The following is a 21,375-nucleotide window of genomic DNA, read 5'->3' on the forward strand; positions in this document are numbered from 1 at the left end:
CCTTGTCGGGTGTCAGTTGCGCAGCGGCTTGCCGGTTTCCAGTGTGTGCTGGATACGTGCTTGCGTTTCCTTGGTACGCAACAAGGCCACGAATTCGCGGCGTTCGACGGCCAGCAGCCAGTCTTCGTTCACGCGTGTGCCGGCTTCGACTTCGCCGCCGCACAGGGCGACAGCGGCACTGCGGGCAACCTGGTAATCATGGGCGCTGATCATGCCCCCTTCGCGCATGTTGACCAGCACCATTTCAAAGTTCGCGATACCGGTGCGGCCAGCAACGGGAATGTTGGTCACGGGCAGGGGCGGGGTGTGGCCGGCATCAGCGGCGGCGCGTGCTTGCTTGATCGCGACCCACAGCAATTCGTCGGGATGAAACACGACCTGGTCGTGCGCTTGCGCATAGCCCATGTCGATGGCCTGCAGTGCGCTCTTTGAGACTTGTGCGGTGGCAATGTTCTGGAATACCGGCTGCAGATACGGAAACACCTCGGCGGGCGTTGCCGTCATCGCGGCCAATGCAGCGGCGCGTGCGGCGAGGGCTTTACTGCCGCCTCCTGCCGGCACCAGGCCCACACCGGCCTCTACCAGGCCGATATAGCTTTCCAACGCCAGGACCCGATGGCTGCAATGCATGAGAAATTCGCAGCCGCCTCCCAGCGCCATTCCCTGTACCGCCGCGACGGTCGGCACACGTGCATAACGCAACGATAGCGAGGCGCGCTGGAATTTTTCTACGGTAGCCTCCAACATGTCGAATTGACCGGCGACGCATGCCTGCACGACTTGCGACAGATTCGCGCCCACGGCAAACGGAGCATCATGCCAGACGACCAACGCCTCCAATTGCTGTTCGCTATGCGCCACCGCATGCAGCACGCCGTCGAGGACTTCGTCACCGATGGCGTGCATTTTCGAGGTGAATGACAGGATGCCGACGCCTGGGTCCAATTCGGGCAGATGCCATAGACGCACCCCTGCGTTTTCCCAAAGCGTGGTGCCTCGTGTGACGGAGGCTTCGCCAACCAGACGCTCGGGGAACAACTGGCGTGCATAGACGGGCAGCGCGGAGCGGGGTTGTTGTTTGCCGTCGCGCGCGGAATAGGAGCCCTGCGCGTTGTGTACACCTTCGCGGCCGTTTTCTTGTACCCAGTCCGGTAGAGGAGCCGTGCTCATCGCCGCACCGGCGGCGATATCAGCTGCGATGGCATCGGCAATGCCGCGCCAACCGGCCGCTTGCCAGGTGTCAAAGGGCCCTTGCGCCCAGCCGAATCCCCAACGCATTGCCAGATCGAGATCACGAGCGTTATCGGCGATATGTTCGAGCTGGGTGGCGCTGTAGTGAAAAATGTCGCGGAACAGGCTCCACAGGAATTGCGCCTGAGGATGTTTGCTCGCGCGCAATGCTGCAAAGCGTTGCGCCGGATCGCGTTGTTTCAGGATCGCATCGACTTCGTCGGCAATGACACCCGCCGAGGGGCGATAGTCGCCCGCCGCGGGATCCAGTACCTGGATCTCTTTGCCGACTTTGCGATAGACGCCGATGCCGCTTTTCTGGCCCAACGCGCCGCGCTCGATGAGGGCATTGAGCCACGCAGGCAATTGAAAATGCGGATGCCAGGGATCCGATGGCAGCTTGTCGCGCATGGTGGCCACGACGTGGGCGAGCGTGTCCAGGCCCACGACGTCGGCGGTTCGATAGGTGGCACTCTTGGGGCGGCCGATCTTGGGGCCGGTCAAGGCATCGACCTCGTCAAAGCCCAGGCCGAGCCGTTCGGTGTGGTGCAGCGCGGCCAAAATCGAAAACACGCCGATGCGATTGGCGATGAAGTTGGGCGTATCCAGCGCGCGGATGACGCCTTTGCCCAACTGACTGGTCAACCAGCTTTCCAGATGATCGACGACCTCGCCTTGTGTGTGGCGGGTGGCGATGATTTCGACCAGACGCATGTAGCGCGGTGGATTGAAAAAATGCACGCCGCAGAATCGGGCGCGCAGATTTTCAGGCAGGGCGTCGGCCAATTCGCCGATAGACAAGCCGGATGTGTTCGAGGCCAGGATTGCGTCGGGAGAGACATGCGGGGCGATACGCTCGTACAGCGCCGTTTTCCAGTCCATGCGTTCCGCAATGGCTTCGATGACCAGATCGCAGTGAGGGAGCTGATCGAGGTGGTCATCGTAGTTCGCGGGCGTGATCAACGCGAGGCGCGACGGGCTCGCAAGCGGCGCGGGCTCGAGTTTTTTCAGGCCTGCCAGGGCTTTGTTCGCGATGGCATTGCGATCGCCGTCTTTGGCGGTCAGGTCGAACAAGGTAACGGGAACGCCGGCGTTGGCGAGATGGGCGGCGATTTGTGCGCCCATGACACCCGCTCCCAGTACGGCGGCGTGTTTGACAATGAACTTGCTGCTCAAAGCGGTCTCCTGTTTGGGCAGCGCCAGGCGCTGCCTGATAGCGAACGGGACAACATGATGACGATCAGAACCGGGTGGACACCTGGATCCCCAGGATGTTCCCTTTGCTGCGATAGTCGCCCGCGACGCGGCCCTTGGTCAGCGCATTGCCCGAGGTGGTATCGATGTCGGCATCACGCAGGTACAGATAGGTATAGCCGACGTCGATTTGCGTGTCTTTGCTCACTGCATACTGTACTCCGGTTGAGAACCACCAGCGATCCGTGTCGGGCAGCGACGTGGGGCGATCGCTCGGGTTGTGCACGGGGGACTGATCCCAGGCGACACCAAAGCGCCATTTCCATTTCGGTGCAAGCTGATAATTGGCGCCCAGCGCGACGCGCCAGGTGTCGCGGAAATCCAGCGGCAGCGTGTCGGTCGGTCCGCCGTCGTTTTTGATCTTCAGTTGGGGCAGGCTGCTCCAGCCGGTCCAGGAAATATCGGCCAGCAATTCCCACCGTTCATTCAATTGATGCACGGCGCTCAAGATCAACGAGTCGGGCAGGTCGACCCTGGTGCTGGCGTCGTAGGACAAGGATTGCCCTGGCGCAAAGCCGTCGATCTTGGTGTCGCCTTTGGCGTTGTGGCGAATCTTAGACCGGTAAGATAGCCCGATGCGGGTGTCCTCGGTGGGTTGCAGCATGAAGCCGATGTTCCAGCCCCAGGCATCGCCGTCCAGATTCAAATCGGCATCGCCAGGCAGAAAAGGGCCAGCAGGCGTCACTGGAACCACCACTTTCTTTTTGTATTGCGCGTCGATGTGTTGCCAGTTCACGCCGAAGCCCATCGAAAATTGGTCATTGACCTTGTAGGCAATCGACGGGTTGATGTTGATGGTCTTGATGTCGAATTTATTGGAGTGATACTGGCCGACCCAATCGTCGTTGTATTCGGTCATCAATCCAAACGGTGCACCGACGCCCAGGCCGACAAACCATTTTTCGTTCAGCTGCCACGAGAAATAGGCATTGGGCACGACCCCGAGGTTGCCCGCATCGCCGCCATTGCCTCCCATGGGTGCACCGCCGCCTAGCGCGGTGGGATTGCGGCTATTGCCGTTGTCGCGAAACTTGAAAGACGGTTGTATGGCGTTTACGCCGGCGGAAATATTGAAGCCGGGCAGATAGGTCATCCCGGCGGGATTGTAATAAATGGTGCTGGCGTTTTCCGCGATGGCGGCCGAGCCGGCGTAGGCGTTGCCGAGGCCGCTGGCATTTTGCTCCAACAACTGGAAGCCGGCGGCGTGTACGTTACTGGCACTGCCGATCGCCGTGATAGCAACGGACAAAGTAGCCAAGGCCAACGATTTTTTATGCATAGTGTGTCTCCTCTCGTCAGGCGTGAACATGGGTGTTGCATGGGCCTGTGCGTTGGCGTTTTTTATGTCGTACTTGTTTTATGCAGCTTGTTGTTCCGGTAGTGCAGCGGCCCGCCCGTGAACGGGGCAAAGCCTGTGCCAAAAATCACGCCCGCATCAGCCAGGTCGGCGTCGGCGACGACGCGTTGATCGACCTGCTGTTGCGTGCGTTCGATAAGGGGGGCGATTAATTGTTCTGCCAGGCCCGCGGGCGAGGTCCCTGGTTCACGCTTGCGGGCTTTGCCGTCGTGCCAGGTGTAAAAACCCTGGCCGCTTTTACGGCCCAGATCCCCGCGGGCGATGCGATCGGCGAGGCAGCGCGGCGGCTCGGCCTGTTGTGTGAGTTGCTGGCCGGCCGCCAGGGCAATATCCAGGCCCACCGTGTCGGCTAATTCCAGCGGTCCCATGGGCATGCCAAAGTCTGTCATGGCGCGATCGACGGTTTCAGGCGAAACGCCATCATCGACCTGTCGCATGGCGGCCAACATATATGGCGCCAGCACTGCATTGACCAGAAATCCAGGCGCATCGCTGACGGGCAGGGGCAGCTTGCCGAGCTGGCCGACAAATGCGCAGGCACGAGCTTGTATCCCTTGTTCGTCGGGGCCTGCCTGGACGACCTCAACCAATGGCATTTGCGCGACAGGATTGAAAAAGTGGACGCCGATCAGCCGATGCGGCTGGGTCAGCCCGGCACGCAAGGTGCCCAGCGACAGACTGGACGTGTTCGTGGCCAGGATCGCATCGGGTTTGAGGCGGGATTCGATCGCACGGTACAGGGCTTGTTTGGCCTCGATCTGTTCCGTGATGGCTTCGATCACCAGGTCGGCGCGAGCGACACCGTCGCCCGCAGGGTCCGGGATCAGGCGATCGGCGGCCGCTCGCGCAGCATAGGGATCTTTGAGTTTGCGTGCGTAGAGTGCCGCGGCTCGGCCGATAGCCGGCGCGATGCGTGCGGCGTCCTGGTCCTGCAGCGTGACGGTCATGCCTTTCAGTGCGCACCACGCCGCGATGTCGCCGCCCATGGTGCCGGCACCGACGACGTGTACGTGCTGTACAGGTGAAACCCCATCGCGCGCCTTGCCGCAGGATTTCAGGCGTTCTTGCAAACGGAAAACACGCAGCAGATTGCGCGCCGTATCAGAGGTCAGGATGCGGTCGATGACCTGTGGTGCGGCGAGGGCATTGCCGTCGTATTGCGACCATAGGGTGACGATGGCAGGGGCGGCAGGATAGTGGCCCAGAGGGTCTTTGGCGTTGACTTGCTTCAGGACGCGTTTGGCCACCAGCGATTTGAATGGCGCATGGTTCAACCACGCGGCGATGCCGCGCGCTCGACGAGCCGGTTTGCCGGACAGCACCTGGCGGCGCGCAGCCGTGTCCGATAGCCTCGGCGGCACGCGTGCGTCGACCAGGCCCAGCGTGGCGGCCTTGCGCGCATCGGCCGGGCGCCCCGTCAACATCATGTCCAGTGCGGCGACGGGGCCGATCAGTGCGGGCAACCGGCGCATGCCGCCCCAACCGGGAAAAATACCCAGCATGACTTCCGGCAGCGCGAGCGAGGTGCCCGGCACCTCCACTGCCAACCGATAGCGGCACGCGAGCGCCAGCTCCAGGCCGCCGCCCAGGCAATGCCCCTGGATCAAGGCAAGGGTGGGATAGGGCACGCTGGCCAAGCGGTTGAACAAATGCCAGCCTCGTTCCACCAGCGCGTGTGCTTGTTGCGGCGTGGCGAGCCCGGCGAATTCTTCCACGTCCGCGCCGGCGATAAAGCCTGCAGCTTTTCCTGAACGAATGATGAGGCCTGCAGGCGGGGTGGACTGCAAGGTGTCCAACACCTGGGCAAGCTCAGTCATGACCTCGGCTGACAAGGCGTTGACGGCGCTATCGGCGCGGTCAATCGTCAACCATGCCAAGCCATCGGCTTCGCGCTCCAGGCGCCAGTGCCGCCATTGCGATGGCGAGAGCTCTGTCGTGGACGTCATTGTGCAGCCTCCGTTTCCAGCAGCATGGCGCCGCCTTGTCCGCCACCGATGCAGATCGCTGCCATGCCGCGTTGCAAGCCACGTGCACGCAGCAGTTGCAGCAGATGCAGCACAATACGTGCGCCCGAGGCGCCGACGGGATGGCCGAGCGCAATGGCGCCGCCTTCGATGTTCAAGCGTGCCTGGTCCAGCACACCCCAGGGTTCAGTGCCAAGCTCCTCCCGGCAATAGACGGTATCGTTCCAGGCCGCGAGGCACGCCAGCACTTGCGCGGCAAAGGCCTCGTTGATTTCCCACAGGTCCAGGTCGTTCAGGCCCAGGTGATGCCGCTGCAGGATCGAGGTGGCCGCGTGTACCGGCCCCAGCCCCATTTGCGCAGGATCCAGGCCTGCCCATTGCGAATCGACGATACGTCCCAGCGGTTGCAGGTTCCAGCGTTTGACCGCGTCCTCGGAGGCCAATAGCAGCAATGCCGCGCCGTCGGTGACCTGCGAGCTATTGCCCGCAGTGATGTTGCCCCAGGGCTTGTCGAATACCGGACGCAGTTTGCCCAGCCGCTCGATGGTGGAATCATCCCGTACGCCGTCATCGATGGGATAGAGCGTGCCGCGGGCATCGATCAGCGGCGCGATCTCGTGAGCGGCGGCCGCTCTAGCTGCCAGGGCGCGTGTATGGCTGCGTGCTGCATACTCATCCATCGCGTGGCGGCTGATACCAAAGCGTGTGGCAAGGTTTTCTGCAGTCTGTCCCATGGATAGCCCCACCACGGGATCGGTGAGTCCTTTGACCAAGCCGATCACCGGGGCGATGCTGCGCCAGGGAAACCCGCGTAGTGCGGCGAAACGATTGCCCACGCCGCGTGCCGAGTTCCAGCGAGCGAGCCAGCGCGTCATCTCGTCGGAGACAAGCAAAGGCGCACGTGACAGCGCATCGACACCGCCGGCCAGGACCAGAGAGGAACGGCCGGTATGAATGTTTGCGATGGCGCTGTCGAGCGCCTGCATGCCGGAGGCGCAGTTGCGCATGACGGTCCAGCCGGGCACGCGATGGCCGCAGCCCAGCCGCAGTGCAATGACGCGGCCGATGTTGACCTCATCTGCCGACGGCGCTGCACAACCTACGATGACTTCGTCCAAGTCCTCAGGGGTGAAGGGTTGCCGCAGCAACAGCGCGCGTCCGGCCTGTACCGCCAGATCCGCGGCGGAAAACGGGCCCGGCGCGTTGCGCGCCTTCAGGAAAGGAGTGCGCGCACCGTCCACGACATAGATAGGGGCGTGTGGCATAAGGTTTTCCTTCGCGTATGTGTCCTAGGCGGCTTTACGTTGAGCGCCTGGCTGCATGGCGCCCGTCATACCGAAGTCGAACGGAAAATCGTCGACCCGGATGACTTGATCGCGCAACGTATCTCGGCGCTTGATGCATTCATAATCACGCTGGTCCAATCCACCCCGGGCGTGCGCTGCCTCGGCCAGATCGCGGACGTTGGCGCGCGGATCACCTGTCAGCGCGCCGGTTTTTTCATAGGCGCGCAGGCGCGCGTCGGCAGCCTCTGCATTCAGCGTGGCAACGAGGGCTTGTTCCAAGGCACCGACAGGCTCGTGCTCGGTGTCCGGCACATGGCAGTTGGCGGTCAATCGTTCTCGTGTGGTGCCAGGCTCAGTCAACAGGCGGGCAACATGTTGGCTTAACTCGTCGGATGGTGTGTGCTGCATGAGTCCCCAGGGAAACACCAGTCGGCGTAGCATCCAGCCTACCGAACGTTGTGGCAGGTTGTCCAGTACGCCGACAAATGCAGCCTGTAAACGTTGCAGCGCATCCTGCAGCGCCCAATGGGCCAGCGGCGCGTCTGCCGATTGCCGTCCCTCATCTTCGAATCGCTTGAGTACGGCAGAGGCCAAATACATCTGCGACAGGATATCGCCCAACCGTGCCGACAGGCGCTCGCGACGTTTGAGGCTGCCGCCCAGCAGCGCCATCGACACGTCGGCAAGCAGTGCAAAGCTGCAGGCGTAGCGCGTTAGCTGGCGGTAATAGCGGTGCATCTCAGGCGCTGCCGAGGCCGGCGCGTGTGCCAGGCGTGCTCCGGTCAAGGCGTGACCCATTGCGCGTAAACCGTTACCCATCACAAATCGGACGTGACGCCAGAATGCACGATCAAAGGCTTTCAAGCCCTCTCGGGTATCGCTGTTTCCCGCGGCCTGCATTTCTGTCAGGACATAGGGATGGCAACGGATCGCGCCTTGGCCAAAGATAATCAGGCTGCGTGTCAGGATGTTTGCGCCTTCTACGGTGATGCCTACAGGGACCTGCTGATAAGCCCGTCCCAGAAAATTGGAAGGCCCCAGGCAGATGCCTTTGCCACCGATCACGTCCATGCCATCGTTGACGACTTGGCGTGCGCGTTCTGTGATGTGGTATTTCACGATGGCGGAAACTACCGAGGGCTTTTCGCCGAGATCGATGGCGCCGGCAGTCATCACTCGCGCTGCATCCATCAAATAGGTATGCCCGCCAATACGCGCCAAGGCTTCTTCTACGCCCTCAAAGCGGCCGACCGGCGTACGGAATTGGCTGCGTACTCGCGCATAGGCGCCGACAGTGCGTGCTGTGAGCTGTGACATCCCCGTATTCGAGGCTGGCAACGAGATCGATCGGCCCGCGGCCAGGCATTCCATCAGCATCCGCCAGCCTTGGCCCGCTCTCGCAGGGCCGCCGATGATGAAATCCAGCGGCATGAATACATCGGTGCCACGCGTGGGGCCATTCATGAACATGGCATTCAACGGGAAATGACGCCGTCCCGTCTCGACGCCGGGATGATCGTGCGGAACGAGTGCGCAGGTGATGCCGACATCAGCGGGGCCGCCCAGCAATCCATCCGGGTCATAGAGCCGGAATGCCAATCCCAACAACGTGCATACCGGGGCGAGCGTGATATAGCGTTTGTCCCAGGTCACGCGCATGCCCAGCACTTCCTCGCCTTGCCACATGCCTTTGCAGACGATGCCGGAATCAGGAATCGCGGCGGCATCGGAGCCGGCCCAGGGGCTCGTCAGCGCGAATGCGGGGACTTCGTCGCCGCGCGCCAAGCGCGGCAGGTAGTGATTTTTCTGGGCTTCAGTCCCGTAATGCAGGAGTAATTCGGCCGGTCCCAGCGAGTTGGGCACCATGACCGATACGGCCAGCGCAGAAGAGCGCGTCGACAGTTTGGTGATGATCTGCGAATGCGCGTAGGCGGAAAAACCCAGGCCGCCGTATTCGCGCGGGATGATCATGCCCAGAAAGCCATTGTGCTTGAGATAGTCCCAGGTCTCGGCAGACAGGTCGTATTGTTTTTGCGTGACCTGCCAGTCATCCACCATGCGACAAGCGTGTTCGGCCTGATTGTCCAGAAATTGTTGTTCGTCCGCAGTCAACACCGGCTTGGGCAGATCGAGCAATCGCTGCCAATCGGGCCGTCCGCGAAACAGTTCGCCTTCCCACCAGACCGTGCCCGCCTCCAGCGCATCGCGTTCTGTGTCGGACATGGGCGGCAGGACTTTGCGGTACGCCTGAAACAAGGGGCGCGACAACAGTGTGCGCCGGATCGGTGGCACGGCCACTACGATGACGATCAGGGCTATCAAGATGCAGCCAATCGCAAATAGTCCATTCATCTCTGGTGTCTCCGTCATTGTTGTTATTGCCTGTGCCCGTTGCGAGTCTTGACCGCTGCATACGGGCGAATGTTCGGTTCGCGTTGTCAGGACGTGGCCGGTGACGCTGGCGGCAACGGCGCGCGCAAACCGCCCAATAAAAAGCTCATCAGCCGTTGTAAGGTGCGCTCGGGATCGTGCGTCGGATCGCTGTCTTCCAGGGACCAGCCCATGGCCAGCCTCAAGACGTCGGTGCCGACGATGGCGTACGAGGTGGCGCCCAGCATGAATTGAAAGCGCCAGATAATCTCGGTGCGAGGCACATCGGGCAGCGCTTTGAAAAAAGCGTTCTGATAGCGTTCCATGACACTGGCATATTCCTCGGCCACGATGGCGCGGATAAAGCCGGTGGGATCCGTCATGGTGCGTTCGAGCAGCGGCAGGAAATTCTTGCCTACGTGTTCGGGGCGCGATGCCAGCCGCAGCAGGGTGCCGAAGAACGCATCCACGATGTGCGAAGGCTTGAGCGGCCGTCCTTCTGCCTGACCCTCCAGCTCGTCCAGCAGGCGCAGACGTTCCTGGTTGAGCACGGCCAACCGGCGCTTCAGCACGGCCTGTACCAGTGATTCTTTGGAGCCGAAGTGGTAGTTCACGGCAGCCAGATTGACGCCAGCCTCGCTTGTGATCTGCCGCATCGAGGTGCCATCGTGCCCTTGCTGTGCAAAGAGCCGTTCTGCGGTGTCCAGGATGATGTCGCGAGTCGACTGCCCCAGGGACTGAGTGTCGTCAGGCCCGTTCGCCGTTGAACTTGACTCGGCCTGAGCAGACCCGGTGTTTCCTGCTGCGTCGGTACTCGGCTTGTTCATGATGAATTTCATTCAAACGTTCGTTTGAATGAAATATAAAGGTAGATAGGTTTCTAATCGAGTCAGCATTAACCCGTAGGCGCATCAAGGTGGGGCGATGCAGGGTTTTTGCCGCATGAACCGAAACGCATGCTCGCGCAATGTGGCGCCAAAACCCCATTGTGAGACGGGTCGCGAGAGGCAAAATCCGCGCTAGCGGTTACAGTTCATGAATATTGCGCTGCAGAATGCGCGGCGCAGGCTTTTCTCAGAGGTTTTCATGTTTGAATGCACGCCGGCTGTGGTAGCCGCAGGACTGTTGTCATGAACGATTCGTCTCAAGCTCACTGGAATCTGGACCATATCGTTTCCGGGCTGCGAGCGGCCCGTGTCGACTGGCGCGGCCCGCGCGGGCGCCTGCGCGAGGATTCGGGCGATCGCGAGTTCCCCTCGCAGGAAAGCCTGCGCACGATCATTCGGCAATTGTGCGGAGCGTTGTTTCCGATGCGGCTAGGCCCCATCGATCTGCGCGCCGAGGTCGAGGACTTTTACGTCGGGCATACCATCGGCGCGGCGTTGGACGCATTGTTGCATCAGGTCTGCCTGGAGCTGCACCACATGGGCCGCAACGCGGGCGAGGCGGAATCAGACGATACCTTGCATGCCCGCGCAGTGCAGATCGTACGGCAGTTTGGCGCCGCGTTACCGCAGGTGCGGCGCGCATTGGATCTGGACGTGACAGCAGCCTATCAAGGCGACCCCGCTGCACATAGCGTCGACGAGGTGCTGCTGTGCTATCCCGGTGTGTCCGCGATGATTCATCATCGCCTGGCCAGTGTGCTCTACAAGCTGGGCGTACCGATGCTGGCCCGCATTGTGGCCGAGATCGCGCATGCCGATACGGGGATCGATATCCATCCGGGCGCCACCATCGGCAAGAGCTTTTTTATCGACCACGGCACAGGCGTCGTGATCGGCGAGACGGCAATCATTGGCGACCGTGTACGGCTCTATCAGATGGTGACCTTGGGTGCGAAGCGTTTTCCGCCTGGCGAAAATGGCGAACTCAAAAAAGGCCTGCCGCGTCACCCGATTATCGAGGACGACGTGGTGATCTATTCCGGCGCGACGATCCTGGGGCGCGTGACGATCGGCCGCGGTTCGGTCATCGGCGGGAACGTCTGGCTCACGCGCAGCGTGCCGGCCGAGAGCAACGTGACGCAGGCCAGCCTGGTCAATAACATGCCTAATTGCGGGCTGGACAGCTTATAAGGCATCACCGCAACATGCCAGACTTCCATGCGCTGGGTGAGTTCATCGATGGGCACAGACACCTGTTTGTGCTGACGGGCGCAGGCTGCAGCACGGGTTCAGGTATTCCGGATTATCGCGATGCCGATGGCCAATGGAAACGCAGCCCGCCGATCGATTTTCAGGCCTTCATGGGCAGCGATGCCGCGCGGGCGCGTTATTGGGCGCGCAGCACCGTAGGATGGCGCCGTTTTGGCCATGTGCAGCCCAATGCAGCGCATCGCGCACTCGCATTGCTCGAAACGCGAGGCCACATACGCCTGTTGGTGACGCAGAACGTCGATGGTTTGCATCAGGCGGCCGGCAGCCGTAGTGTGCTCGATTTGCACGGCCGTCTGGACGAGGTGCGCTGCATGCGTTGCGATTGGAGGGGTCCACGCGCTGCCTGGCAAGCCGAGTTGAATGCTCGGAATCCGGATTGGGCCGAACTGGATGCCGCCGATGCGCCCGATGGCGATGCGGATCTGGAGGGTGTGGATTTCGCCAGTTTTACCGTGCCGGCCTGTCCTCGCTGTGGCGGTATCGTCAAACCCGATGTGGTGTTTTTCGGTGAAAGCATTCCGCCGGAACGCGGGGTGCAGGCACGTACTGCGCTAGAGCATGCGGATGCGGTGCTGGTGGTCGGATCGTCATTGATGGTGCACTCGGGCTATCGCTACGTGCGAGCCGCCTCTGAGGCCGGACTGCCGATCGCTGCGTTGAATCTGGGGCGCACACGGGCCGACGAGTTATTCACCTTGAAGGTGTCGGCCTCCTGTGCGGAAACCCTGGACGCGTTATATGGGCCTTTTTCCCCGTTGACGGGGGCTGCCGTGGGGGCTGATGCGGTGGGTCCTGATGCGGCTGACCCGGCTGCCTGACAGGTACCGGATGGCCGTGTGCAGCGATGGCGCTGATCAGTCCTGAACGAAATTTCTAAGTGCTTGGCCCCGTTGGATTTTTTGCCAAAGACCCCAGGCTGTCCATAGGGTTGTCCACAAAATCTGGGGATAAGTCTCCAGAGGGTAATGGCGGTATGTCTCCAGGGCCGGGCGATGGCTGCGTGCCGCAACGACGCGCGCCGTCTCTACATCGGAGGAAAATCCTCGCCCATCAACGCGCGACGCGTCGCATGCCAACTGCCGACATCCGGCGCATAAAGCAGACCACCCGTGCGATGCGTCGGTTTGTACGGGCTCGTATCAAAGTGCGCAGAGAATCCGCCAGCCTCACGATGCAATAACCAACCCGCCGCGTGATCCCAAGGATCGAGCTTGTTGTAGAGCATGACGTGGCAGTGCCCGCTGGCCGCCAGACGATATTCATGGGCGGCACAGCGTAGCGACGCAGTCGAGCCCAGCGTGCCCAGGTTTCCATTGACGGTGCTGCGCAGCGGCTCAGGCAGAAACCCCGTGGAAATCATGCCGTCCATGTCGTGAGGCGGCGCCGGCTGTGCCACTTTCAGTGGCGTCTGTGTGCCATCGGCCGCCTCGGACCAGGCGCCTTCGCCCCGTACCGCCATGGCCCAATCATGCGCGACCGGGTCGTATATGACGCCCGCCAATACGTCGCCGCGATGGCACACGGCCACCATCATGCCAAACAACGGCAGACCCGCCACGAAATTGCGTGTGCCGTCGATCGGATCGATCAAAAAAGCCAGGTCCGCATCGACCAGCATATTCAGCAAGGCAGGATTACGAGCCGAGGCTTCTTCGCCCACCATGATCGCGCCGGGATAGAGCTTGGCGAGCTTGGTAGTGATAAAGCGTTCCGCCGCCTCGTCGGCATCGGTGACCAGATCGCGCGGCGAGCTCTTGGTGTGCACGGCGTCGGCGGTGAGCCGGCGAAAACGCGGCATCACTTCGACCTGTGCGGCTTCGGCCAGGATAGCCGCAATGCGGCGGGTGTCTTCTCGGGTAAAGGTGCGAGTCATGCGAGGCTCTAGGGAACGGTGCACAAATCTAGCACGTTTGCAGGGCAGGGTGTTTACGCCGAGCAGATAGATTTCTTAGTCAGCTTAGATGGCTTTCTTACCGGGAACTTACGTTCATGCAACTGTCAGGAACTCGCTGGTTACATGCGCTGGCTAGACCTGTGATTGGCAGTTATCTGAACAACAAACGTGCGTTCCCGTGGGGGCGCTTACGACTTACTAGGTTGAACCGGAGACGACAGCATGACTTGGCAGCAGATCTATGACCCCTTTGGAAATATGTTTATTTCCACACTACTGGCAGCGTTACCCGTGGTGGTGATGCTGGCGGCGCTCGGGGTTTTTCATATCAAGGCGCACATCGCCGCGGGCATGGGGCTCATCACGGCCTTGCTCGTCGCGATCTTTGCCTACGGCATGCCGGCCGAGATGGCGGGGCGTGCGGCGGTGTTCGGGGGCTTTACCGGTCTGCTGCCCATCGGCTGGATTGTGCTCAACATTATTTTCCTGCACCAACTGACCGAGCAGAACGGCAGTTTCAAGGTCTTGCAGGACTCGCTCTCGGGCATTACTGAGGACCGCCGCATTCAATTGCTGCTGATTGCCTTTAGCTTTGGGGCCTTTTTTGAAGGGGCGGCAGGGTTCGGTACGCCGGTGGCCGTGACTGCAGCCATCTTGATCGGCTTGGGTTTTTCGCCGCTGGCGGCCTCGGGGCTGTCGTTGATCGCGAATACGGCGCCGGTGGCATTCGGCGCGCTGGGTACGCCCGTGATCACGCTGGCCAAGGTGCACGGCTACGATCTGGAGCAAGTCACTGCCATGATTGGGCGGCAATTGCCGTTCTTTTCCTTGTTGGTGCCGTTCTGGCTGATCTGGGCTTTTGCGGGGCGCAAGGGCATGTGGGAAATCTGGCCCGCGATTCTCGTGACCGGGGTTTCGTTCGCGGTGCCGCAGTTCCTGGTCTCGAACTTCATGGGCCCTGAGCTGGTGGACATCATCGCGGCGCTGGTATCGATGGCGACCCTGGTAGCATTCCTGCGCGTATGGCGGCCCAAAAACATCTGGACCTCGGCGTCGTTGCGAGGCAAAGACATCAGTGCTGCAGAAGCCAAACCTATGCAGGCGGTGGTGAGTCATAGCCGCGAGCAACTGATTGCCGCGTGGACGCCGTGGGTCATTCTGTCTGTTTTTGTTTTCCTGTGGGGCTTGCCTCCGGTAAAGGCCTGGCTCAATGGTCTCTTTGCACCGGCCTTTCCGATGCCCGGCCTGCATAACCTGATTTTCAAAGTTCCCCCGGTCGTGCCGGCGCCGCATGCCGAGACTGCGGTGTATTCGTTGAACCTGTTGTCCGCGACGGGGACGGCGATTTTGCTGGCGGCTGTGGTCAGCGCTTTCGTCATGAAATACAACCCGATCGCGATTGTGCGCACGTTCTTTAAAACGATATGGCTGGTGAAGTACTCGCTGCTGACCATTGTGCTGATGCTGGCGTTGGGCACGCTGACGCGTTATTCCGGCACCGACACCACTCTGGGTCTGGCCTTTGCCAATACGGGTGTGTTGTATCCCTTCTTCGGGACCTTGATGGGATGGTTGGGCGTCGCATTGACGGGGTCCGATACGGCGTCGAACGTGCTCTTTGGCGGTATGCAAAAAGTCGCCGCCGAGCAGTTGGGGTTGTCGGCTAACCTGATGGGCGCGGCCAACAGCTCGGGCGGGGTGATGGGCAAGATGATCGATGCCCAATCGATCGTGGTTGCGTCGACGGCTACACGTTGGTTCCATCACGAAGGCGATATCTTGCGCTATGTGTTTTTCCACTCGATTGCGTTGGCGTGCCTGGTCGGGTTGTATGTGACGTTGCAGGCCTACGTGTGGCCATTTTCGGCTATGGTGGTGCAATAAATGGTCGACTATTGAATAGTCTTGCTTCTCTCATGTCGTCAGGGTTTCGATGGTGTGAGGGGGGCGTGCTTATTGGACGTCGAGCCGAGGCAATCGGGCCGTGAGGGCTTCACAAAGCCGGTCCGGCCCGCGGGGGCCGGACACCGTGTTCGCTCGCTTCGTCCGGCCCCTACGGGCCTACCTTCAGCATCCGCTCCACTCGGCTTTGAGGCGCCCTCACGGCCCGATTGCCTCGGCTCGACTCGCAGTAATTCAAGCTCGTCACATCGCTGGCACGGCTGTTTTGCTTGGCATTTTTCTGCAACCGTGTTGGCAAAGAGAAAGATCTTGCAGTGCTGCTATTCGCGCGTGCCCTGCACACGCGCGAATAGCGATTGGCCCGGGCATGCGGCGGGGTGGCGTGGTGCCAGTTTGGAAGATCTGCTTGGCTAGAGTTGATGCATGCGGAGATGGGTCGCACATCTTTGAATATCGCGAAGTTGGGGTGCGAACAATATGATGGCCTATGAGAAATCGTGGCTCGAGAGATCTTCTGTTTGCCACCGATGCCAAAGCCCCCGCATGCAGATCACGAACGCTATTCATTGGCGCGCCCGTAGGCGCCAATGAATAGCCGCCCTGCAAGATCTTCATCCTTGTAAAAGCCAGTTCCTACGAAGCCTACGTAGACCACCCGTGCCAGCGACGAGGGAATCAGAGATTCTGCGAGTCGAGGCGGGGCAGTGACCGTGTTGGCGCGCCTCGTGGCTGAGCGAGTGGAGGTCGTAGGGAGGCCCGAAGGGGCCGGACGAGACGAACGAAGCGGTGTCGGACGCGCAGGCGGCCGACCGGCCACGTGAAGCGCCAACACGGTCACTGCCCCGCCTCGACGTCCAACAGAACTCATACCCCCGTCCTGCCCCGGTACAAAACCTCGCTATTCAGGACGAACCAAAGACCCATGCAACATCACTGATGAATACGCAATGCTGCAGCCAATCCCGCCGCATTACGCATCCCCTGATCCTGATAGTTGGTATTCAGCACTGCATGAGCGCTGCGCACCTGCTCTGCCAAACGCTTCAGCCGTTGCGCCAGATCAGCGAGTTCCTCTGGCGAATATTCGTATTGAAAACGGCCTGATGAGGCACCGCTGCTATTGTCCCAAGCAGCCGCATTGCGCCCATGCAAACGCAACACCGCCAGCTCGGGATGCGTGCTGGCCCACACGGCAGGGACCGTGTTGTCGAACCCCTGCGGCGCATCAACGACTGTGTGCGCCATCCCCGCATCGCGCAGCAAATCCAGCGTCCACGCGCTCGCCGAGCTATTTTCAAACCAACTGCGATGGCGGAATTCCACTGCCATCAGGTGTTCCTGCATGTGCCGTTCGCATTCGCGTAACAGTGCGACCCCGCGAGGATTCCTCTGTACCCAGGGCGCAAATTGAAAATGGATAGCGCGCAGCTTGCCCGCCATCCGCAGCGGTTCCAGGCCGACCAGAAAACGTTGCCAGAGCTCGCGCTGCAGCTCCGCAGGCAGTTGGTGATAGAACACCGTGGCCGGGGCGTCGAGTTCGCGTTGAATGTCGGCCGGCAGGTCCCGCACGGGGGCGGGGTGTCCTGTGAACAGGCGAAAAGCCTTGGCATGAAAGACAAAGTCGTCGGGCGTGCGTGTAGCCCACGCATGCGCAGTCCGGCCATCGGGCACGCGATAGTACGTGGCGTCGACCTCGACCAGCGGGAACTGACTGGCGTAATAGCGCAGACGCGCTTCGGGCGTGCGCACGTCCGGCGGATAAAAGCGGCCGCACGCCAATAGCGTCGGGTCGGTCCAGGATGCGGTGCCAGTGAGAATAGGCATGGTGAGGCGCGGGTGGTCGTGTCGCAGTGGGCAGTAACGGGAAAGATCCGTTATCATCTGTATGAATATACAGTTATTTTTTCCCTCATGGCTGCTGACACCGATTACCTCTCCGACCTCAATCCCGCCCAGCGCGAGGCCGCGGAATTCGGCGTGGGGCGGCCGGACGCGCCCGCTTTATTGGTGATTGCCGGGGCCGGCTCGGGCAAAACCAGCACCCTGGCGCATCGCGTTGCCCATTTGATCGTCAACGGCGCCGATCCCCAGCGCATGCTGTTGCTGACCTTTTCGCGTCGCGCGGCGATGGAAATGGAACGTCGTGTGGGCCAGGTCTTGCAGCGGGTGATGAAACTGCATCACACGCAGCAGGCTCCCTCGCTGCCCTGGGCTGGCACGTTTCACAGCATCGGTGCGCGCTTGCTGCGCGACTGCGCCGGTCGCATCGGCCTGTCGGAAAACTTCACGATTCATGATCGGGGTGATGCCGAGGACTTGATGGGCATGGTGCGCCATGAGCTTGGTTTATCGGCCACCGCCGAGCGTTTCCCGCTCAAGGGCACTTGCCTGGCCATTTATTCGCGTGTCATCAACAGCCAGGCCCCTGTCGCCGAGGTGCTGAAGCAAGCCTTCCCGTGGTGTGCCCAATGGGAGGATCAGCTAAAACGTCTATTTGCCGCCTATGTGCAGGCTAAACAAGATCAACAGGTGCTCGATTACGACGACCTGCTGCTGTACTGGTCCGAGCTGATGCAAGACAGCGTCCTGGCCCAGGATGTCGGTGCGAGATTCGATCATGTGCTGGTCGATGAATACCAGGACACCAATCGTCTGCAATCCGCTATTTTGCTGGCGATGAAACCGGATGGCCGGGGGCTGACCGTCGTCGGTGACGATGCGCAGTCGATCTATTCTTTCCGCGCGGCGACTGTACGCAATATCCTGGATTTCCCCTCGCAATTCGCGCAGCCTGCGCATGTCATCACATTGGATCGCAACTATCGCTCGACGCAGACGATTCTGGATGCGTCCAATGCCGTGATCGACCTGGCCAGCGAACGCTTTACGAAAAACCTCTGGACGGATCGCGAGTCCACCAGTCGCCCCGCGCTGGTCACGGTGAGCGACGAGGCCGGCCAGGCGCGTTGGGTTGCCGACCAGGTCCTGGCGCATCGCGAGGCCGGCGCCACGCTCAAATCGCAGGCTGCCCTGTTTCGCGCCTCGAATCACAGCGCGGCACTCGAGCTCGAACTCACGCGCCGCAATATCCCGTTCGTGAAATTCGGCGGGCTGCGTTTTCTCGAGGCCGCCCACATCAAGGACGTGCTGTCGTTGCTGCGTTGGGCGGAAAACCCCCGCAGCCGCTTGTCCGGGTTTCGGGTCGCGCAATTGCTGCCTGGCATCGGGCCGGCGATCGCGGGCCGATTGATGGATGCTTTAGCCGATGCCGCCGATCCTATGGCTGTACTCAAGGATTTCAAGCCCGGTGCCGCAGCGAAAGCGGATTGGCAGGCCTTTGTGGATGCCTACGCCGCATTACGGGCGCCCGGTCAGCGCTGGCCGATGGATCTGGACGTTGCATTGCGCTGGTATGCGCCGCAACTGGAACGCTTGTATGACGATGCGCGCGTGCGCAAGGCAGACTTGGATCAGTTGTCGCGCATCGGCGCCGGCTATGGCAGCCGCGAGCGCTTTCTGACCGAGTTGACGCTGGACCCGCCCGATGCGACCAGCGCCGAGTCCGGCCCGCCGTTGCGCGACGAGGACTACATGATCCTGTCCACCATCCATTCGGCCAAGGGGCAGGAATGGAAATCGGTATTCGTGCTGAACGTGGTGGACGGATGCATCCCGTCTGACATGAGCACCGGCACCAGCGACGAGATCGAGGAAGAACGGCGCTTGCTCTATGTGGCGATGACGCGGGCAAAAGAGCAATTGCAATTGATCGTGCCGCAGCGGTTCTACGTGCATCAGCAAACCGGCTTGGGTGATCGGCATGTGTACGGGTCTCGCACCCGTTTCATTCCCGAATCGCTATTGCCCTTGTTCGAATCGCTGCCAAAGCCCCCCTCGCTAGAGGACCTGCCGTTCGGACGAGGGGTGCGCCCGGTCGATTCCGCGCCGCGCATCGACATTGCGCAGCGGGTTCGCAAGCTGTTCAGCTGAGCTATCATGCGTTGATTGCCCGGCGGGCACTTTGTGTCCCCGTACATCTGGGCTTGCTACAGCGGAGGTTTGCGTGTCGCACAAAGAACCCACTCCCTCATCGCCACAAAGCGGAGTGGTGGCATCGGTGGCGTATGTACAGGGGGAGCGTTCTCATGACGTGCCCCTGGACGAGATCAAGTCCTACACCTGCCAACCGGAAAACCTGCTGTGGATCGGATTGCGCAATCCCGACGCCGAACTGTTGCGTCAGGTCGCGGATGATCTAGGTATCCGCCCCAAGACCCGCGACGAAATGCTGGAGATGCACCGTCGGCCCAAGATCATCGATTTTGGCCATTGCGTTCTGATCGTGGCCATCACCGTCGAGGTCGAGCACGGCCGCCCGAGTTTTGGTGAGACCCAGATCGTCATCGGGCGCGGATTTTTGGTCACCGTGCGGCGCGGCGCGCTCGCAACGCATAGCGGGCTGCGTGAGCGTCTGGAGTCCGCGCCTGATCTGTTGCGGCGTGGCAGCGACTATGTTGCCTCGGAATTGCTCGATCTGCTGATCGATCGCTACGTCACCGCCGCGACCGAGCTCGAGAGCGTGGTCGAAGGGGCTGAGCAAAAATTGATGATTCGTGGCGCCAAGGATTCCGATATTCGCAAACTCTATCGGCAGCGCCGCGATTTATTGCGTATTCATACGGTCATTGCACCGTTGGCGGAAATCTGCCGCCGTCTGGCGACTATGGATATGTCGAACGTGGACGTCAACGCACGGCCGTATTTTGCCGTCGTGGCGGATCGGGTCCTGCGTGTCGATGAACTGATCAACGGATTGCGTGAGGCCTTGGCCTTTGCCTTTGAGGCCAGCCTGATGATTGCGCAGACACAGCAAAACGACATCACCCGTCGTTTGGCCGCCTGGGCCGCCATTCTGGCAGTGCCGACGGCCGTCGCGGGCATTTACGGGATGAATTTCGAGTTCATGCCCGAGCTCAAGTCTCATTGGGGATATCCGGTGACGTTGTCGGGTATCGCCACCGCGTGCGCGGTGTTGTATTGGCGGTTCCGTAAAGCGGGTTGGCTATAGGTTGCCATAGGGCGGCCCTCCGTGCCGGAAATCGCTCGGTATGGGAATTCCAGGATCATTTTCCCAGGGGGCTGCTGCTCAACTTGACACTCCCTGAGCTGACTGCTGAGGCCCGGATATGGCAAACTGCATGGCGTTATTTTTTTCAGGATATTTCCATCTTGCGTAGGCAGTTTTCCTTTGGTGGCCTCGGCCGCAAACTGGGCAGCGTTCTCGGCATTGCGATCGCGGCTGCGGTGGTTCACTGGTTCCAGGGTGAGCCGGACAGCCCGCCCGCGACCGCGCCTGCCAATCAATCAGCGTCGGGTCAGCAGGCGCAGTCCTCCGCCGGATCTGCGAGCGCACAACGGTCGTCCACACCTGCCACCCGGGCAGCGACGGGCTCGGGTGCGGTACCCGCGGGCCGCTATACCCTGCAGGGCGTGGTGAGCAAGGTCGCCGACGGCGATACCGTCACCCTGACGGTCAACGGCAAATCCCGTCGTGTCCGGCTCGACAGCATCGATGCCCCCGAGACTGGCCACAGCGCGCAGGAGCCCGGTCAACCCTATGCCGAAGCCGCGCAGCGCTATCTGGACAAATTAGTCGGCGGCAAAACGCTGACCGCGCAGTGCTATCGGCAAGACCAGTTCGACCGCGACGTGTGTGCGTTGCTGTTGCCAGATGGCAATTCGGCCAACCGCGTCATGGTCGCCTCGGGTTATGCCTGGGCCTATACCGCACGCCGGGGCGATTACCTGAATGATGCCGCCATGCCTGGACTGCAACAGCAGGCGCGACAGGCCGGCCAGGGGCTCTGGGCGCAAGGCGGGCCCACCGAGCCCTGGAAATGGCGCTACGAATGTTGGCGTAACCAGCGCTGCGACGCTCCCTGAGTCCCCACCTTTGCTA

Annotated in this window: 14 protein-coding genes; 6 read left to right on the forward strand and 8 right to left on the reverse strand. The window is 61.2% G+C overall.

Going from position 1 to position 21,375, the window contains the following annotated elements:
- Window positions 1-12 precede the first annotated feature (12 nt).
- From ACYVI2_RS07095 to ACYVI2_RS07120, 6 genes are all read right to left on the reverse strand, one after another.
- Window positions 13-2,406, reverse strand: a complete 2,394-nt coding sequence (locus tag ACYVI2_RS07095) for a 3-hydroxyacyl-CoA dehydrogenase/enoyl-CoA hydratase family protein (protein WP_460490282.1) — start codon at window positions 2,404-2,406, stop codon at window positions 13-15.
- A gap of 64 nt (window positions 2,407-2,470) precedes the next feature.
- Window positions 2,471-3,763 carry an OmpP1/FadL family transporter gene (locus ACYVI2_RS07100; RefSeq protein WP_415821673.1) on the reverse strand — a complete coding sequence of 431 codons (1,293 nt, stop codon included), beginning with the start codon at window positions 3,761-3,763 and terminating at the stop codon, window positions 2,471-2,473.
- A 62-nt stretch (window positions 3,764-3,825) separates the two neighbouring features.
- Window positions 3,826-5,787 (reverse strand): 3-hydroxyacyl-CoA dehydrogenase NAD-binding domain-containing protein, encoded by a 1,962-nt coding sequence (locus ACYVI2_RS07105; RefSeq protein WP_415821672.1) that lies wholly within the window; start codon window positions 5,785-5,787, stop codon window positions 3,826-3,828.
- Window positions 5,784-7,070, reverse strand: a complete 1,287-nt coding sequence (locus ACYVI2_RS07110; protein ID WP_415821671.1) for an acetyl-CoA C-acetyltransferase — start codon at window positions 7,068-7,070, stop codon at window positions 5,784-5,786. The genes ACYVI2_RS07105 and ACYVI2_RS07110 overlap by 4 nt, the downstream gene beginning before the upstream one ends.
- Before the next feature lie 24 nt (window positions 7,071-7,094).
- Window positions 7,095-9,443 (reverse strand): acyl-CoA dehydrogenase, encoded by a 2,349-nt coding sequence (locus ACYVI2_RS07115; RefSeq protein WP_415821670.1) that lies wholly within the window; start codon window positions 9,441-9,443, stop codon window positions 7,095-7,097.
- 86 nt (window positions 9,444-9,529) lie between these two features.
- Window positions 9,530-10,288 (reverse strand): TetR/AcrR family transcriptional regulator, encoded by a 759-nt coding sequence (locus ACYVI2_RS07120; protein WP_415821669.1) that lies wholly within the window; start codon window positions 10,286-10,288, stop codon window positions 9,530-9,532.
- Window positions 10,289-10,591: 303 nt separating this feature from the next.
- Between ACYVI2_RS07120 and epsC the strand changes: the two genes are divergently transcribed.
- Window positions 10,592-11,539: a serine O-acetyltransferase EpsC gene (gene epsC / locus ACYVI2_RS07125; RefSeq protein ID WP_415821668.1), complete on the forward strand. Its 948-nt coding sequence runs from the start codon at window positions 10,592-10,594 to the stop codon at window positions 11,537-11,539.
- A gap of 14 nt (window positions 11,540-11,553) precedes the next feature.
- Window positions 11,554-12,438 (forward strand): NAD-dependent protein deacetylase, encoded by an 885-nt coding sequence (locus tag ACYVI2_RS07130; protein ID WP_415821667.1) that lies wholly within the window; start codon window positions 11,554-11,556, stop codon window positions 12,436-12,438.
- A gap of 206 nt (window positions 12,439-12,644) precedes the next feature.
- Here ACYVI2_RS07130 and ACYVI2_RS07135 read toward each other — a convergent pair whose 3' ends face one another.
- A complete protein-coding gene (locus ACYVI2_RS07135; protein ID WP_415821666.1) occupies window positions 12,645-13,493 on the reverse strand; it encodes an inositol monophosphatase family protein in 849 nt (282 codons plus the stop codon).
- 243 nt (window positions 13,494-13,736) lie between these two features.
- Here ACYVI2_RS07135 and ACYVI2_RS07140 point away from each other — a divergent pair, with 243 nt between their 5' ends.
- The gene (locus tag ACYVI2_RS07140) at window positions 13,737-15,398 is read left to right on the forward strand and encodes an L-lactate permease (RefSeq protein WP_415821665.1); all 1,662 of its coding nucleotides are present in this window, start codon (window positions 13,737-13,739) and stop codon (window positions 15,396-15,398) included.
- Window positions 15,399-16,346: 948 nt separating this feature from the next.
- Here ACYVI2_RS07140 and ACYVI2_RS07145 read toward each other — a convergent pair.
- A complete protein-coding gene (locus ACYVI2_RS07145; RefSeq protein ID WP_415822012.1) occupies window positions 16,347-17,240 on the reverse strand; it encodes a DUF72 domain-containing protein in 894 nt (297 codons plus the stop codon).
- A gap of 87 nt (window positions 17,241-17,327) precedes the next feature.
- Between ACYVI2_RS07145 and ACYVI2_RS07150 the strand changes: the two genes are divergently transcribed.
- From ACYVI2_RS07150 to ACYVI2_RS07160, 3 genes are all read left to right on the forward strand, one after another.
- Window positions 17,328-19,406 (forward strand): ATP-dependent helicase, encoded by a 2,079-nt coding sequence (locus ACYVI2_RS07150; protein ID WP_415822010.1) that lies wholly within the window; start codon window positions 17,328-17,330, stop codon window positions 19,404-19,406.
- A gap of 73 nt (window positions 19,407-19,479) precedes the next feature.
- Window positions 19,480-20,484: a magnesium and cobalt transport protein CorA gene (locus ACYVI2_RS07155; protein WP_415822009.1), complete on the forward strand. Its 1,005-nt coding sequence runs from the start codon at window positions 19,480-19,482 to the stop codon at window positions 20,482-20,484.
- Between the two features lie 158 nt (window positions 20,485-20,642).
- Window positions 20,643-21,359, forward strand: a complete 717-nt coding sequence (locus ACYVI2_RS07160; protein ID WP_415822017.1) for a thermonuclease family protein — start codon at window positions 20,643-20,645, stop codon at window positions 21,357-21,359.
- The last annotated feature ends 16 nt before the right edge of the window (window positions 21,360-21,375 follow it).

Source organism: Bordetella tumbae (assembly GCF_054780995.1).

Excerpts from the sequence above, each read along its gene's own strand:
- ACYVI2_RS07100 (WP_415821673.1), bottom strand. The coding sequence starts at position 3,763 with ATGCATAAAAAATCGTTGGCCTTGGCTACTTTGTCCGTTGCTATCACG.
- ACYVI2_RS07105 (WP_415821672.1), bottom strand. The coding sequence starts at position 5,787 with ATGACGTCCACGACAGAGCTCTCGCCATCGCAATGGCGGCACTGGCGC.
- ACYVI2_RS07110 (WP_415821671.1), bottom strand. The coding sequence starts at position 7,070 with ATGCCACACGCCCCTATCTATGTCGTGGACGGTGCGCGCACTCCTTTC.
- ACYVI2_RS07115 (WP_415821670.1), bottom strand. The coding sequence starts at position 9,443 with ATGAATGGACTATTTGCGATTGGCTGCATCTTGATAGCCCTGATCGTC.
- ACYVI2_RS07120 (WP_415821669.1), bottom strand. The coding sequence starts at position 10,288 with ATGAACAAGCCGAGTACCGACGCAGCAGGAAACACCGGGTCTGCTCAG.
- epsC (WP_415821668.1), top strand. The coding sequence starts at position 10,592 with ATGAACGATTCGTCTCAAGCTCACTGGAATCTGGACCATATCGTTTCC.
- ACYVI2_RS07130 (WP_415821667.1), top strand. The coding sequence starts at position 11,554 with ATGCCAGACTTCCATGCGCTGGGTGAGTTCATCGATGGGCACAGACAC.
- ACYVI2_RS07135 (WP_415821666.1), bottom strand. The coding sequence starts at position 13,493 with ATGACTCGCACCTTTACCCGAGAAGACACCCGCCGCATTGCGGCTATC.
- ACYVI2_RS07140 (WP_415821665.1), top strand. The coding sequence starts at position 13,737 with ATGACTTGGCAGCAGATCTATGACCCCTTTGGAAATATGTTTATTTCC.
- ACYVI2_RS07145 (WP_415822012.1), bottom strand. The coding sequence starts at position 17,240 with ATGCCTATTCTCACTGGCACCGCATCCTGGACCGACCCGACGCTATTG.
- ACYVI2_RS07150 (WP_415822010.1), top strand. The coding sequence starts at position 17,328 with ATGGCTGCTGACACCGATTACCTCTCCGACCTCAATCCCGCCCAGCGC.